At 41.4% G+C, this 14,871-nt stretch carries 13 protein-coding genes; 6 read left to right on the top strand and 7 right to left on the bottom strand.

Features of this window, described 5'->3' with window-relative positions; genetic code table 11:
* Positions 1-66: 66 nt before the first annotated feature.
* From guaA to WCP75_RS01080, 3 genes are all read left to right on the top strand, one after another.
* The gene (gene guaA, locus WCP75_RS01090; protein WP_336276404.1) at positions 67-1,623 is read left to right on the top strand and encodes a glutamine-hydrolyzing GMP synthase; all 1,557 of its coding nucleotides are present in this window, start codon (positions 67-69) and stop codon (positions 1,621-1,623) included.
* Positions 1,624-3,193: 1,570 nt separating this feature from the next.
* The gene (locus WCP75_RS01085; protein WP_336276403.1) at positions 3,194-3,343 is read left to right on the top strand and encodes a hypothetical protein; all 150 of its coding nucleotides are present in this window, start codon (positions 3,194-3,196) and stop codon (positions 3,341-3,343) included.
* A 129-nt stretch (positions 3,344-3,472) separates the two neighbouring features.
* Positions 3,473-4,195 (top strand): glycerophosphodiester phosphodiesterase, encoded by a 723-nt coding sequence (locus WCP75_RS01080; protein ID WP_336276402.1) that lies wholly within the window; start codon positions 3,473-3,475, stop codon positions 4,193-4,195.
* A gap of 145 nt (positions 4,196-4,340) precedes the next feature.
* On the opposite strand, the gene WCP75_RS01075 is transcribed toward WCP75_RS01080, so the two are convergent.
* The 7 genes from WCP75_RS01075 to WCP75_RS01045 form a co-directional block, all read right to left on the bottom strand.
* Positions 4,341-5,378, bottom strand: a complete 1,038-nt coding sequence (locus tag WCP75_RS01075; RefSeq protein ID WP_336276401.1) for a sn-glycerol-3-phosphate import ATP-binding protein UgpC — start codon at positions 5,376-5,378, stop codon at positions 4,341-4,343.
* 2 nt (positions 5,379-5,380) lie between these two features.
* Positions 5,381-6,232 (bottom strand): sn-glycerol-3-phosphate ABC transporter permease UgpE, encoded by an 852-nt coding sequence (gene ugpE, locus WCP75_RS01070; RefSeq protein WP_336276400.1) that lies wholly within the window; start codon positions 6,230-6,232, stop codon positions 5,381-5,383.
* Between the two features lie 18 nt (positions 6,233-6,250).
* Positions 6,251-7,135 carry a sn-glycerol-3-phosphate ABC transporter permease UgpA gene (ugpA, locus tag WCP75_RS01065; protein ID WP_336276399.1) on the bottom strand — a complete coding sequence of 295 codons (885 nt, stop codon included), beginning with the start codon at positions 7,133-7,135 and terminating at the stop codon, positions 6,251-6,253.
* Between the two features lie 105 nt (positions 7,136-7,240).
* Positions 7,241-8,566 carry a sn-glycerol-3-phosphate ABC transporter substrate-binding protein UgpB gene (gene ugpB, locus WCP75_RS01060; RefSeq protein ID WP_336276398.1) on the bottom strand — a complete coding sequence of 442 codons (1,326 nt, stop codon included), beginning with the start codon at positions 8,564-8,566 and terminating at the stop codon, positions 7,241-7,243.
* A gap of 379 nt (positions 8,567-8,945) precedes the next feature.
* Positions 8,946-9,890 carry a metal ABC transporter solute-binding protein, Zn/Mn family gene (locus WCP75_RS01055; protein WP_336276397.1) on the bottom strand — a complete coding sequence of 315 codons (945 nt, stop codon included), beginning with the start codon at positions 9,888-9,890 and terminating at the stop codon, positions 8,946-8,948.
* A gap of 1 nt (position 9,891) precedes the next feature.
* Positions 9,892-10,773 carry a metal ABC transporter permease gene (locus WCP75_RS01050; protein WP_336276396.1) on the bottom strand — a complete coding sequence of 294 codons (882 nt, stop codon included), beginning with the start codon at positions 10,771-10,773 and terminating at the stop codon, positions 9,892-9,894.
* A 6-nt stretch (positions 10,774-10,779) separates the two neighbouring features.
* On the bottom strand, positions 10,780-11,529 hold the full coding sequence (locus tag WCP75_RS01045) for an ABC transporter ATP-binding protein (RefSeq protein WP_336276395.1): 750 nt from the start codon (positions 11,527-11,529) through the stop codon (positions 10,780-10,782).
* Positions 11,530-12,107: 578 nt separating this feature from the next.
* Between WCP75_RS01045 and nrdH the strand changes: the two genes are divergently transcribed.
* The 3 genes from nrdH to nrdE are packed head-to-tail and all read left to right on the top strand — an operon-like array spanning position 12,108 to position 14,862.
* Entirely contained in the window at positions 12,108-12,332 is a 225-nt protein-coding gene (nrdH, locus tag WCP75_RS01040) for a glutaredoxin-like protein NrdH (protein ID WP_336276394.1), read from the top strand.
* Positions 12,332-12,739, top strand: a complete 408-nt coding sequence (gene nrdI, locus WCP75_RS01035) for a class Ib ribonucleoside-diphosphate reductase assembly flavoprotein NrdI (protein WP_336276393.1) — start codon at positions 12,332-12,334, stop codon at positions 12,737-12,739. The genes nrdH and nrdI overlap by 1 nt, the downstream gene beginning before the upstream one ends.
* Positions 12,727-14,862, top strand: a complete 2,136-nt coding sequence (gene nrdE, locus WCP75_RS01030; RefSeq protein ID WP_336276448.1) for a class 1b ribonucleoside-diphosphate reductase subunit alpha — start codon at positions 12,727-12,729, stop codon at positions 14,860-14,862. The genes nrdI and nrdE overlap by 13 nt, the downstream gene beginning before the upstream one ends.
* Positions 14,863-14,871 lie beyond the last annotated feature (9 nt).

Below are 14,871 nucleotides of genomic sequence, written 5' to 3'. Positions count from 1 at the left end.
GTGAAAAAGTAAAGATTAGATAATAAATCTCATTCAATAATTTCTTGTATTACCGATTGGATTTTTATGAATACATCGCATTCAGGTACTGTTCTTATCATTGATTTTGGTTCGCAAGTTACGCAGCTTATTGCACGTCGGGTGCGGGCGATGGGGGTTTATTCTGAGATTATTTCGTTTCAGTCGGCTTCAAGATGGCTCAAACGCATGAAGCCTGATGCTATTATTTTGTCAGGCAGTCCTCACTCAACTCTTGATGACGGCTCTCCACGTGCTCCGAGGGAAGTTTTTGAGGCCGGTATTCCAGTTCTTGGGATTTGTTATGGAGAACAAGTTATGTGCGTTCAGCTTGGAGGAAGCGTTGAGGCTTGTCATAAACGCGAATTTGGACGTGCTTTTCTGGAAGTGCAAGAAGAGAGTCCGCTTTTTGATGGTGTGTGGAAAAAAGGATTCTCTTATCAAGTGTGGATGAGTCACGGTGATTGTGTGACGACTTTGCCCAATGGCTTTCATGTTATAGGGACGTCAAAGGGTGCTCCTTATGCTGCTATTGCTGATGAAGAACGCCATTTTTATGCGGTGCAATTTCATCCTGAAGTGGTGCACACACCAGATGGTGCTAAACTGCTAGAAAATTTTGTTTATAAAATTTCTGGTCTGAAAAGCAATTGGTCAATGGCAGCTTATCGTGATCGGGCGATTTCTGAGATACGCGAAATAGTCGGAAAAAGTCGTGTAATTTGTGGTCTTTCAGGCGGCGTTGACTCATCGGTTGTAGCTGTACTTCTTCACGAAGCAATAGGGGAAAAACTGACATGCATTTTCGTAGATCATGGGCTGATGCGTAAGAACGAGGCTGAAGAGGTTCTTATGTTATTTCGGAAACATTATAACATAAAGCTCATTCACGTTAATGCTACCGATATATTCATCAATGCATTGAAGGGTGAAACAGATCCGGAGAAAAAACGCAAAACAATAGGTCGCCTTTTTATCGAAGTTTTTGAAGAAGAAACCAAAAAGATAGGTGGGGCAGAATTTTTGGCGCAGGGGACGCTTTATCCAGATGTCATTGAGAGTGTATCAGCTATTGGCGAGGCGACAACGATTAAGAGTCACCATAATGTAGGTGGATTGCCAGAGCGAATGAATATGAAACTGGTAGAGCCATTACGTGAGTTGTTTAAGGATGAAGTTCGAATCTTAGGGCGAGAGTTAGGGTTGCCAGAACAGTTTATTGGTCGTCATCCTTTTCCAGGTCCCGGCCTTGCAATTCGATGCCCGGGTGCGATTACGCCTGAAAAATTAGAAATTTTGCGTGAAGCTGACGCCATCTACCTTGATGAAATTCGAAAAGCTGGTCTTTATGACGAAATTTGGCAGGCTTTTGCTGTTCTTCTCCCCGTTCAAACTGTTGGTGTTATGGGTGATGGGCGAACTTATGAATTTGTTTGTGCTCTTCGCGCTGTGACTTCTGTGGATGGTATGACTGCTGATTTTTATCCATACAGTGTAGAGTTTCTTGGTAAAGCGGCAGCGCGTATCATCAATGAAGTTAAAGGGATCAATCGCGTTGTGTATGATATAACTTCAAAACCTCCAGGTACCATTGAGTGGGAATGATTGCGTGTGTGGCGTTGGTTAGGGAAATTGACAATGGCATATGCGTGTGTGTGCGTATAAAGCGGTTGGTTGCGCCGTTTCAGTTTTGGCTTTGAAGCGAAAAATTTTGATTCTGAGTTAGAGATAAAAATCGTACTGTCTTGGACAGCGGAGAATGTGGTCTAATCATAAGACTTGTCATATTTGATAATTAGAATTCGTTGGCTTTATAAGCAGTGGTTTGTGTTTTCTGCCACTCACTATTCATGATAGCTTATTCTACAAAAAGTATGGAGGGGTCATGTTTCAAACTCTATATTTTTTCTGCATATTGGCTCTTTATGAGGTGGGTATCTGGATCATTGTGTATCGGAGCTTTCGGGGGGGGGCACGTGGTCGACATCGGTGGAAGTGCGCATCCACGGAGCGGACTATATTTGAGCTTTACGAATTATGCTATGAAAAATAAACTTATTTTGGGAGAGAAAGTGGAAAGAAAATGCTGCCTCATTTCATCCATTGTATAAAATATACAAAAAATTGAAATGTGGTGGAATGAATTTTTCAGCTTTTCCGGGTTATATTGTCGCAGAAAGGTGGACGGAGAGGATAACGTATTGGCTGAGTTGCAATAGAGCGGGGTAAGCTTGAAGATCTATTCAAGATGGGGGGATTATGCTGAAATTCTCTGATCTTACTTATTCTAAAATTTTTTCAGGTATATCAGACCGATATCGGTGCAGAAATGTGTTAAGCAAGTGGCTCATAAAGGGTCAGTTGAATGCCCTTTTGGCATGTTTCTTCTAATCGCTTAGTAGGGTAGATTCTTAATGGGTTGATTGAATGTAATTTTTATAAAGGATAATTTGAAAATTATGGCCTTGAGTTAATTAACGATTGTAAGGAGATTGTTGCGCGACTTCTCAGCGTTCTGGTATTTAGGTTAGAGTGGCTGCTACTAAGGGTGAAGATACTCTAGCTGTTGGCCTAGGGTGTTCACGTTTGTGCGTTGGAATTAATCAACTTAGGTTCGAATTAGGTGGCTTACATATTTTTGTTCATAAATTCGCGTAGGCGATCAGTGGGGCTTACGGCACTACAGCTCCTCGTAAAAAACTCTTAAACGACATCTTCGGTGAGTGTGCAGGAAAACTCCATGCAAAGGTGGTTACATTGAAACCAAAATGGCTGAATTCGCACTGAAATCTACTATTTCTGCGTTGGATGTTGCCAAATTATGTACGTAACGAGAAAAAAGTTTTGCTAACGACGATTTAGTATGAAACTACAAAGAAAGTACGCTGATTTTTAATCATGTCACTGTTTTTGTTCGTTTTATCAAAAGCTTAGAAAAAAACTGTAACTATGTAACTAAGGTGGATTCTCGTGTGCAAAATTGGAAAGTTAGTCCGAGCGACGACCACCCCATTTAAAATTAGAAAGCCGCTCTTATACGTAATATTCGAGAAAATTTGTCCTTTTAGGTAGCAATGGTAGTTAAAATGAGATCGATGTGGGTGCGCATTTTTTTGTTTCCAGTAGGTAGATTTTGGATTGGCTGCGTTAAGGTATAAGTTGGGCAGCTGTTTTGATGTGGGATAATTTTAAGCGGGAAAAAATTGTCAAAACGGAAAAAGTTTCAGATGATACAGTGTGGGCAGCTATATTGTTTTGCGACGTTTTTGACTTTATGGTTATAGGAAATTTTATTGTTAATGAATCGGCAATGATAGAATTCTAAGAGTGGGCATTTTGAGGATGCTATGTTCTCCGGAATCTGATACTTAATGGGTAAGCAGGCAAAAAGAGCTTTTAAATTTTTGTCGTGTGCGGTTGGTGTTATTTCAAATTTAGAAGTGTGAAGTTTTCTATGCCTAAGCAAAAAATTGTTGCGCATCGTGGTGGAAGTAGTCTTCGTTCTGAAAACACACTTTCAGCATTCCGCAACGCAATCGCGCTGGGAGCCGATGAGGTTGAATGCGACGTTCATCTTTTGAAAAGTGGCGAAGTGGTTGTCTTCCATGATTTTCATTTAGAGCAATTAGTTGGAAAAAAAGGGTATATTCATGATATTGATGATGAGACACGCAAGAAACTTCGTGTGCAAGGAAGCAGTGAGGCTCCCCCTTTATTAGAAGAATTGCTTGATCTTTTAGGACCGACTGACGTTGCGCTACATCTTGAAATTAAGACATGTGGCGAAGTCGAGCGTGAGTATATTTTGTCACAAAAGGCACTCGCATTAATAAAAAGCCGAAACTTGGAAAAGCGCGTTTCCGCAATCAGTTTTGATCCTGCTAGTCTCCGCCCTTTTATTGAATCAGGAATACCATCTGGCCCATGTATCGATGACTTTGAAGGTGATATGTGTCGTTATTTTTCTGAGTGGAAACAGTTAGGGTATCGTGATTTGAGTTTATATGGTTCTCTTGCTTCCCAAAGTTTTGTTGAGTCTGCGGTTGATGCTGGTTTTACTGTAGGAGTATGGACGATCAATGGACAAGCTCGGTTATCGCATTGGCTCGGTACATCGGTACATTATATAACGACAGATCAGCCTGATCTCGCTTTACGGTTGCGCTCGCAAAAATAAAGACAATTTTGTGCCGTTAAAAAAGCAAAGTCCTGTGTTTCTGCGATTGCATATTTCTGCAAAGTAATGAGAAATCCATGGAAAAAGGTTCGTAACTCATATGTTGATTGCTAGATATAAATTTCGACTGCAATGGTTACGTTGATTATGTGCGTTTTCCTGTGTTTTTGTTGAAAGTATGGAAGTTTTGAAGAGCGACGGTAAAACTTAATTTCTGCCCGTGGTCGTTTGCGAGGCGCTCCTTCGTTTCTATGGTAAAAAGAGAATCATTCCAACGTGTCACAATGTGACATCCTGTTCCAACAGGCTTTATAAGTTCGATTTTTGTGTGAAATACAAATCCTTTATTTGGATATTCACCTAACAGGATTGCTTCTGGCCTAAATGCCAAAAGATCAGTTTCTTTGCTGCAAGGAAATGAGCTGCTAAAATGTTGTTCTAAGATTTCACGATCAAGAAAATTTATTGGTGGAGAACCGATGAAGTCAGCGACGAAGGTTGTCGCGGGGTTGTCGTAAATCTCCATGGGGGTTCCTATTTGTTCTATGTGTCCTTTATTAAGAACGACCATTCTGTCAGCTAATGTCATTGCCTCTAGCTGGTCATGGGTGACGTACAGACTGGTTGTCCCCAAAGAACGCTGTAGGGTTTTAATCTCTATGCACATTTGTGCGCGCAATTTTGCATCAAGGTTTGAAAGCGGCTCGTCAAAAAGAAAGATGCGTGGTTGACGTACAATTACACGTCCCATTGCAACACGTTGCCGTTGTCCTCCTGATAATTGATGTGGCTTACGATCCAGAAACGGCTCTATTTGCAAAAGCTTTGCAGCTTGTGCGACACGTTTTTTGATTTCATCTTTCGGGGTTTTGCGATTTTTTAGACCGTATTCCAAATTTCCACGGACCGTCATATGTGGGTAAAGCGCGTAATTTTGAAAAACCATAGCGACGTCGCGATCAGCTGGTTCACGATCATTGATACGCTCATCATCAACGTATAGCGTGCCTGAGGTAACTTGCTCAAGTCCAGCAATAATACGCAGTAAGGTTGATTTGCCACATCCTGAGGGGCCGACAAGGACAAGAAGCTCGTGGTCTAAAACGGTTAAATTTAGATCGTCAATAATCAAAATTCCGTTGTCGTATTGCTTTTTTATATTAGATAATTGAACTGTGGCCACGATTATTTCTCCGTTTCGACGAGGCCTTTAACGAAAAGCCGCTGCATGAGGATGACTATTAAGACGGGTGGCACCATGGCAACGACTGATATTGCCATGAGGATATTCCATTGAGGGTCGTGTTGGAGTGATTCTACTATAAGTTGCTTTAAAATCACAAGAATGGTTTGATGTTCTTGGTCTGTTGTAATGATAAGAGGCCAGAGGTATTGCACCCATCCGTAAATAAACATGATGATGAATAAAGCCGCAATATTACTTTTGCTCAAAGGTAAGAGAATGTCCTTAAAAAATTTAAATGGTCCCGCGCCGTCTACGCGTGCGGCTTCTAAAAGCTCATCGGGAATAGTTAAAAAAAATTGACGAAATAAAAACGTTGCGGTCGCCGATGCTATGAGTGGAATGATCATTCCACTATAGCTGTTTATCATACCCAATTTCGCAACGACAACGTATGTTGGGATGATACGAACTTCGACTGGAAGCATCAATGTAACAAAGATGAGAGCAAAAGCGGTTTTCCGGAAAGGGAAGCGCATATAGACAATTGCATAAGCAGAGAAAAGAGAAATAATAATTTTTCCGATACTAACACCTAGAGCCATGATGAATGAGTTAATTAAAAGTGGTCCCAATCGTGGAAGACCCAGTTGCGTGAGTTTATCACCAAAGATTGCTGTATAATTTTCTAGAGCGTATTTTCCTGGAAGTAGAGGAAGTGTTCCTGCACTAAATGAAGCCGAACTGTGGGTGGAGGCAACAATAGCGACATAAACTGGAAAACAGATAATGGCGATACCAATAATAAGGATAAGATGGGTCATAAATTTTAAAACAGGACGGTTTTCAACCATGATGTTCCTCTTAATTCCTTAATATTGTACGCGACGCTCGATCCAGCGAAATTGAATAAATGTCAGCGCAATAACCATAAGCATTAATATTGCCGATTGTGCTGCTGAGGCGCCAATGATTTGATTTTTAAAGCCATCATCATACACCTTATAAACGAGAGTGCTCGTTGCACGCGCTGGTCCTCCAGATGTCATGTTGTCTATCATACCAAAAGTATCAAACATGACGTAATGAACATTCATGACGAGGAGAAAAAATGTCGTTGGTGAAATTTGTGGAAAAATTACAGTCCAAAATCGCTTAAAAGGACCTGCACCGTCGATTGCTGCTGCTTCTATTTGAGAGCGTGGGATAGACTGAAGGCCGGCAAGGAAAAAAAGGAAATTATAAGATATTTGCTTCCAGCTCGCGGCAATCACAATAAGGATCATGGCCTGAATGCTATTGACACGATGGTTCCAGATGATGCCAGTTTTTTCAAAAAGAACAGGAATAATTCCGATAGTAGGATGAAAAATGAATAACCACAATATTCCTGCTAATACGGGTGCAACTGCGTAAGGCCAAAGCAACAGCGTAGTATAGGCTTTCTTTGCATGAATAACACGATCAACAGAGACGGCCAAAAGAAGCGATATCGCCATTGAAATAATGGTAACAGAAGCAGAAAATATTACAGTCGTGAGAAGTGATTTTATGTAAATAGGATCAGACAGGACCGTTACGTAATTTTCAAAGCCAATAAAGGTCTCTGTAAAACCAAAGGGGTCTTCACGTTCGAAAGATAATTTTATCGTTTGGGCGGCAGGCAGAAAAAAAAATAAAAAAGTTACTGCAAGTTGAGGGAGTAGGAGCCAATAGGGAAGCCATCTGTTTTTGAAATACGCGTGTTTTTTTTGCATTTTCAGGTTTCTTTAATGAGAGGCATTGAAAAATTGACGATAAAAAACATTGGAAAACCCACTCTTTAGGTCGAGTTTCTTAATTTTCGATGGCAGTGTAGAATTTTAATGATTAGCTCTTTCAAATTCACGGAGAAGTTTATTTCCACGTTTGACGGCTGCACCCAGTCCTAATTCTGGTGTTTTAGAGCCATCAAGAACAGCTTCCAATTCCTGATCAAGAACAGAGCGAATTTGCGGCAAATTACCAAATCTTATCCCTCTGGAATTGATTGTCGGTGGGTTGAGGTCGATCTGCTTGATGGCTATATACGCGCCTAAATTTTGATCGTAAAAATGTTGTTCTTTACTCAATTCGTAAGCAGCTTTTGTGATAGGAAGATATCCTGTCTTCTGATGCCACTTTGCTTGGTTGTCTGCTCTTGAGAGAAATTTTAGGAAAGCGGCTGCTCCCGCGTATTCCTTCGGGGTGTGGCCCTTTAATACCCAAATAGAAGCGCCACCGACAATCGAATTTTGTGGAGCACCCTTTACATCGTCGTAATATGGCAACATACCAAATCCAACGTCAAATCGGGCTTCAGAGACTATACCGGCGCGTGATCCTGCAGACTGCATAAAAATCGCACAGTTTTGCGCCATGAACATTGGTGCTGAATCCAACGCGCCAGCGGGGCCGCCGTAGCGAAAGATACCTTGATCGTGCCACTTTTTGAGATCTGTCCACATCCGTACTTGTAAGGGCCCGTTGAATGTAAGCTCTGAGTCCAGTCCACCAAACCCATTGTCTTTCGTCCCAAAGGGAGTGTTATGCAAGGCTGAAAAGTTTTCTACACCGATCCATTGAGCCGCGTAGGACATCGTAAAGCCACAGTTCGCTGCTTTAGACTCGAGAATTCTTTTTGAGAATTCTTCGACATCTTTCCACGTTTTTGGGGGCTGTTCGGGGTCGAGCCCCGCTTTTTTAAAAATGTTTTTGTTGTAGTAAAGGATTGGCGTTGAGACGTTAAACGGCATGGAAAGCATCCGCCCTTGGGAATCGGAGTAATAACTTCTCACGGCCGGTAGGTAGTCTGTGGAGGAGAATTCTTGTTTCGTATCCGCCATAAGCTTGTAAATCGGGTAAATCGCGTTTTTTGCGGCCATCATAGTTCCGGTACCAACTTCGTAAATTTGGGCGAGGACCGGCTGCTGCTTTCCGCGAAATGCTGCAACAAGAGAGACCATACCCTCTTCGTATTCACCGCGAAAGGAGGGGATAATTTCGTATTCGGATTGGTTTGTATTAAAGTCGTTGATGAGACTTTCGGTTTGTTTTCCCAACTCTCCGCTCATAGAATGCCAAAAGCTGATTTTTGTCCGCGCAAAACTTGCAGTCGCCATGGTCGTGGCAATCGTAAGTGCTGCTATGGAAAAATGAAAACGATTCATAGCTCAACCTTTCCGAAGTGATGGAACGTAGATATCCTTTAAACTGTAGCATCACATATGCTATTTTAAAAATACGCCAGTCCATTTAAACAGGAACCACTAAAAGGTCAAACAAATTTGTTTGGGCTCGCTCGTTTTCCTTCTGCAACTGTTTGCTATTGTACTTTAACGTGATTACACGGATATTTGATGAAAAAAGCGATATATCTTAAATGAGCGGTATAAAAGGAAAATTTGAGAACGCATGCAGCAGGTATCGTTTAATTTGAGCGTTACATTTGGATCTATGATACACAGGAAGTAGGTGCTTTTAATTTTTATAATATTTACTTTTGCGGTCTTTTTTGTGATGGATTCGGAAAAATTGTTTGCGTTGTTGTTATAATTGTAGGTTATTGTGCTTTGATTTAACGCCTTTTATGGCGTCAATGATGGTGTTTACATTATGCTGCATAAAAGCGAGATAGGTTGCGGCGGGGCCGTCTTTGTTAGATAGTGCGTCGGAGTATAACGTTCCGCCAATTTTTAATCCCGTTTCTCTTGAAATTTGTTCTATGAGACGAGGATTCGAGATATTTCCAACAAATAAAGCGGCTACTTTATTTACTTTAATTTGTTCAATAAGTTTGGCTACATCGGCTGCAGCGGCTTCTGCTTCCGTTGATATGCCCTGGGGTGCAAGGACAGTAAGTCCATATTCTTGAGCAAAGTAGCTAAAAGCGTTATGGGATGTAATGATAGTTCGTTTATCTTTTGGAATGGCTGAAATCTGTTTCGTGATAATCATCTGCATTTCATCCAGCTTTTTGATGTAAGCGTATGCATTTTTTTTGTAGTTTGGACAGGATTGCTGATCAATTTTACAGAGAGCAGTAGCGATGTTTTTGATATAAATTTTAACATTGGGGATGGTTTGCCAGGCATGTGGGTCTGTATTGCTGTGGTGGTGTTTGGCGTTATGTTTTTGATTTTCAATTTTGATAGGAAGGATATTAGCGCTAGCTTTGACGAGAGGTGCTCGTGTGCCACTTGCCGCAATGAGACGGTCGATGAATCCTTCTAGGTTGAGACCATTGATAAAAATAATATGAGCATTTTTAAGATATTTGGCATCGCGAGGAGTCGGTATATAAGTGTGTGTGTTGGCATTCGCTCCGATCAGAGTAGTTACAGAAACGTGATCACCTCCTACGTTTTTTATTAAATCTGCAAGAATAGAGAAGCTTGCAACAACTCTGATCTTATTCTGTGCGTTGTGTGCAGAAATAGAAAATGGAAAGAGAGCAAATGACAAGAGGGCTCCAAGAAAAGCAAATTTAGGCACATTATTTCCTTATAGTGGGGGGGAAGTATGCAAAAAGATGAGAAAATCGTGTTGCGATAAGGCCACGCGGACTTATGATGCTGGAAAAAAGGTAAATAATCCCCGCCGCAATAATAATAGAAGGGCCAGAGGGAATTGACAAATGGAAAGAAAGCAGTAGTCCACACACGCTGGAAATGATTCCTAAAAAGATGGAAAATATGCATATGGAGCTAACACGAGAGAACCAAAAACGGGCTGTAATGGCCGGAATCATCATGATGCCAATAGAAAGCAACGTTCCTAATGACTGAAAGCCGCTAACCAGATTTAGAACTACAAGTCCAAGTAGCGATATGTGGGTATATTTACTCAGTGGAGAGAGTGATTGAAAAAACGAAGAGTCAAAGCTCTCTACTACGAGCGCTCGCCAGAAAATGCAAAGACAGGACACTGTGATCAGCATTATAGCGGTGATGAGGTATAGTGATTGTATATCAATGGCAAGCACAGAGCCGAACAAGAGGTGGAGCAGGCCAATCGTTGAATCTTTAAGTGAAACAATAATAACGCCCGTTGCTAGGGCAATGAGATAAAAGACTGTCATTGATGCGTCTTCTGTCTGGATGCTATTTCGTGAAATTAAGGCAGTTGCTATTGCAACAATAATGCCAGCCAATATTCCACCAAGTGTCATAGATATTAGGGATAATCCACAAAAAAGAAAAGCGGCTGCAACACCAGGAAGAATAGCATGGGATATAGCATCTCCTGTCAGACTCATTCTACGTAACATCAAAAATACACCGGTAGGACAAGCACTGATTGACAGAAGAATCAAACCGATTAAAGCGCTTTTCATAAAATAAAAATCGATGAAAGGTGCGAGGAGAAATGCGTACACGTTTCATTATCCAATATGGTTGGAGGTGTTGGTCGACAGGTATTGTTTTTGCGGTCTGATTCGAAAAAAATCAGGTGTGAAAGACGACACGATGTTGTGAGTGCTATCTTTGAAGAACTGTTTCGTTTCTCCGTAAAAGGCGTTGTGCTCATTAATCTGGATTGTTTGGGGAAAGTATTTTTGTACAACAATGGGGTCATGCAATGCTGTAAGGATTGTTCGCCCTTGCTGGTGCCACTGAATTATTAATTCTAAAAGATTTTTTTGGGTATTATGGTCGACGCCATTGAAGGGTTCATCAAGTAAGATAATATCGGCGTTTTGTACGATGATGCGTGCAAAGAGAGCACGCTGCAGCTGACCGCTTGATAATGTATCAAGCGATCGGGTGGCGAGCGCTGTAAGACCAACCGCATTAAGAGCGTTTTGGACTGCGTATCGATAGGGGCGCTGGCTTTTCCATAATCCACAAAAAGACCATAGCCCTGTCTTTACGAGCGCTTCTACATTAATCGGAAATGTTTTGTCGATGTTACATTGTTGGGAAAGGTAGGCTATACGATTTTTCTTCGATTTTGTGATTTTACCGCTAATGGGCCTGATTAGGCCAGCGACAGCTTTAAGCAACGTAGATTTTCCAGAACCGTTATCACCCGTTATCGCAACTAACGAACCTGACATGAGTTTCGCCGAAAAACTCCTTACTGCTATTCTTTTTGCGTAGCCTAATGTCGCATCGTCAAAATGTAGACCCATAACCTTCGTCTTCGTTCATTGTTTTTATAATAGTTATGTTATACAATTACATATGTCAATAATATTATGTTACAATGTCGTACAAATATCGTGGAAAGTTCAAAACAATGGTTGAATTTTTGTCATGAGATATTAAAAATATACGGTGTTAGCAGCGGATGGAGATATACGCGTTCCATTGAGTGTTTGAGTCTTTTCGTGATGGAAAAGTAAGGGTGGGAAGGCATTTTTGCTGGCGTATTTCTTTGCCTTTCGTGGGGTTCTTTACTCATGAAAGGGGGGTGAGGTTTTTGAGGACAGCTGCTTCGGGTGTTGTGTTATCGTAGATCATTTATTTTTAAGAGATGGTAGGAGGGAAGTGCGGTGCAGGCAAGCGGTTATTTTATAATTGGGGGGGGAAGAGTGCCATGATGAATTGTAGAATAATCGTATATTCTTATCATAATTTTTAAATTAGTTGATTAAGAATGTGGGGATTTTCTGGTATATTTAGGAAGCTATGTGTTGCTTGAGTGGGGGTGTGGCTGCGCATAATTTACGTGAAAAGCTGATTTTTGGAATTATGGAAGTTGGAAAAAATGTCTATTACTATTTACAGCAAGCCTTCTTGTGTTCAGTGCGATGCGACGCGGCGCGCCTTTGATGCCAAAGGTATTGGTTATCACGTTGTCGATATTTCCCGTGATGAAAAAGCGTATAGTTTTGTCCGGTCTTTGGGGTATCGTCAGGTTCCTGTTGTCGTATGTGGTGAGAATCATTGGTCTGGTTTCAGGCCGGATATGATTAGTGGTCTTTGTGATTGATGGGGCTTATCGTCTATTATTCGAGTATAACAGGTAATACTGAGCATTTTGTTTCTCGGGTTGACCAGCGGCTTTTCAAAATTGATAAAAAAAAACCTCGCGCGTTAGTTGGGGAGCCTTATGTTTTAGTCGTTCCCACGTACGCGGATGGTGAAGGTAGGATGGCCGTACCAAAGGCGGTTATTCGTTTTCTTAATGAAGTAGAGAATCGCAAATTAATTCGCGGTGTCATTGGCGGTGGAAATCGTAATTTTGGTCGCAATTATAGTTTAGCTAGCAAGATTATTGCTGAAAAATGTTTAGTGCCCTGCCTTTATCGTTTTGAGCTTCGTGGAACTGACGAGGATGTCGTGCGTGTAAAGAGGGGATTGGAGGAGTTTTGGAAACAATCAGTATGGAACGGCTGAAAAAATTAGGTAAAGTCACAGATTATCATGCATTGAATGCGATGCTTAATCTCTACGATGAGGATGGTCATATCCAATTTGATATGGATCGGCTTGCAGCGCGGCAGTATTTCCTCCAGCATGTTAATCAAAATACGGTTTTTTTTCATAATCTTAAGGAAAAAATAGACTATTTGATAGAGGAAGGTTACTACGAAAAAGACTTGTTTGAGCTTTATGATTTTTCTTTTATCAAAAGGCTTTTTAAGCGTGCCTACGCGTTCAAATTTCGTTTTTCGACTTTTTTAGGTGCGTTTAAATATTACACGAGCTATACATTAAAAACTTTTGACGGAAAGCGCTATCTTGAACGTTACGAAGACCGTGTCTGTCTGGTGGCTTTGTATTTAGCGCAGGGGAACAAGGCTTTTGCTGAAAGTCTCGTAGATGAAATTATCACGGGGCGATTTCAGCCTGCGACGCCAACATTTTTGAATGCAGGGAAAAAGCAGCGCGGCGAATTAGTGTCGTGCTTTTTGCTGCGGGTTGAAGATAGCATGGAATCGATAGGTCGTTCTGTCAATTCAGCTTTGCAACTTTCAAAGCGGGGTGGGGGTGTGGCGCTCTGTTTAACAAATTTGCGGGAAGCGGGGGCGCCGATAAAGAAAATAGAAAATCAGTCTTCTGGTGTTCTTCCCGTGATGAAACTTCTTGAGGATTCCTTTTCTTACGCTAATCAACTTGGTGCACGGCAGGGCGCTGGTGCTGTTTATTTGCACGCGCATCATTTGGATATTATGAAATTTTTGGACACAAAGCGCGAGAATGCTGATGAGAAGGTCAGAATCAAGACGCTTTCTCTTGGTGTAATCATCCCTGATATTACTTTTGAACTCGCGCGTAATAATGAGGATATGTACTTGTTCTCACCCTATGATATTGAGCGTGTTACAGGAAAACCCTTCAGCGATATTTCTTTAACGGAGCATTACCGGTCTTTTGTTGATAATGCAAAGATTCGTAAAAAGAAAATAAGTGCACGCGTCTTTTTTCAGACCTTGGCTGAGATTCAGTTTGAGTCAGGTTATCCGTATATTTTATTTGAGGATACTGCTAATCGTGCCAATCCAGTGGCAGGGCGTATAAGTATGAGCAATTTATGTTCAGAAATTTTGCAGGTGAGCGAGGCGAGTGAGCTGGAAACGGATTTAACTTATCGCACTGTTGGGAGTGATATATCTTGTAATCTTGGTTCAATGAATATTGCAAAAGCGATGGAAGGTGGTAGTTTAGGGGAAGCGGTGGAAATTGCTGTTCGTGCTCTCACCTCTGTTTCCGATATGAGTAATATCGCTTGTGTTCCTTCTGTCGCGAAGGGTAATGCTGAAAGTCATGCAATTGGTTTGGGACAAATGAACTTGCATGGATTCTTGGCGCGTGAGCAGATTTATTATGGGTCTCCGGAGGCCATTGATTTTACTAATATCTATTTTTATACTGTGGCATATCACGCGATACGCGCTTCTAATTTAATCGCGCGCGAGCGTAAAGAGACGTTCGTGGGGTTTGAGAAATCGGCTTATGCGGACGGCAGTTTTTTTGCAAAATACATCGATAAAGAGTGGAAGCCGCAGTCTGCGGTTGTGCGAGAGATTTTCGCGCGTAACGGTATTGCTATTCCAGATCAAAAAGATTGGCAGGAGCTCAAAAATTTAGTTGTTGAGCATGGTCTTTATAATCGCAACCTTCAAGCCGTGCCCCCTACAGGGTCTATCTCCTATATTAATCACGCGACATCTTCAATTCATCCAATTGCTTCAAAGATCGAGATCCGTAAAGAAGGAAAAATTGGACGTGTTTATTATCCGGCTCCTTATATGGACAATACAAATTTAGATTTTTACCAGGATGCTTACGAGATTGGTCCTGAGAAAATTATCGACATTTACGCTGCTGCTACGCAGCATGTTGATCAAGGACTTTCATTAACTTTATTTTTTCCGGACACGGCCACTACACGTGATATTAATCGTGCGCAAATTTATGCCTGGAAAAAGGGCATAAAGAGCATTTATTATATACGATTGCGTCAGATGGCATTGAGCGGGACGGAAGTGGATGGCTGCGTTTCTTGCAGCTTATAGGAGGTAGTT

The sequence above is a fragment of the Bartonella numerosa genome, assembly GCF_037070845.1.
In the GTDB taxonomy this organism is placed as follows: domain Bacteria; phylum Pseudomonadota; class Alphaproteobacteria; order Rhizobiales; family Rhizobiaceae; genus Bartonella.
The sequence above is the reverse complement of the archived record's forward strand: the minus strand, read 5'-3'. Positions and strand labels throughout refer to the sequence as shown.

What these genes read in the sequence shown, in the direction of transcription:
- guaA (WP_336276404.1), top strand. Translation starts at nt 67, where the DNA reads ATGAATACATCGCATTCAGGTACTGTTCTTATCATTGATTTTGGTTCG.
- WCP75_RS01085 (WP_336276403.1), top strand. Translation starts at nt 3,194, where the DNA reads ATGTGGGATAATTTTAAGCGGGAAAAAATTGTCAAAACGGAAAAAGTT.
- WCP75_RS01080 (WP_336276402.1), top strand. Translation starts at nt 3,473, where the DNA reads ATGCCTAAGCAAAAAATTGTTGCGCATCGTGGTGGAAGTAGTCTTCGT.
- ugpE (WP_336276400.1), bottom strand. Translation starts at nt 6,232, where the DNA reads ATGGTTGAAAACCGTCCTGTTTTAAAATTTATGACCCATCTTATCCTT.
- ugpA (WP_336276399.1), bottom strand. Translation starts at nt 7,135, where the DNA reads ATGCAAAAAAAACACGCGTATTTCAAAAACAGATGGCTTCCCTATTGG.
- ugpB (WP_336276398.1), bottom strand. Translation starts at nt 8,566, where the DNA reads ATGAATCGTTTTCATTTTTCCATAGCAGCACTTACGATTGCCACGACC.
- WCP75_RS01045 (WP_336276395.1), bottom strand. Translation starts at nt 11,529, where the DNA reads ATGGGTCTACATTTTGACGATGCGACATTAGGCTACGCAAAAAGAATA.
- nrdH (WP_336276394.1), top strand. Translation starts at nt 12,108, where the DNA reads ATGTCTATTACTATTTACAGCAAGCCTTCTTGTGTTCAGTGCGATGCG.
- nrdI (WP_336276393.1), top strand. Translation starts at nt 12,332, where the DNA reads ATGGGGCTTATCGTCTATTATTCGAGTATAACAGGTAATACTGAGCAT.
- nrdE (WP_336276448.1), top strand. Translation starts at nt 12,727, where the DNA reads ATGGAACGGCTGAAAAAATTAGGTAAAGTCACAGATTATCATGCATTG.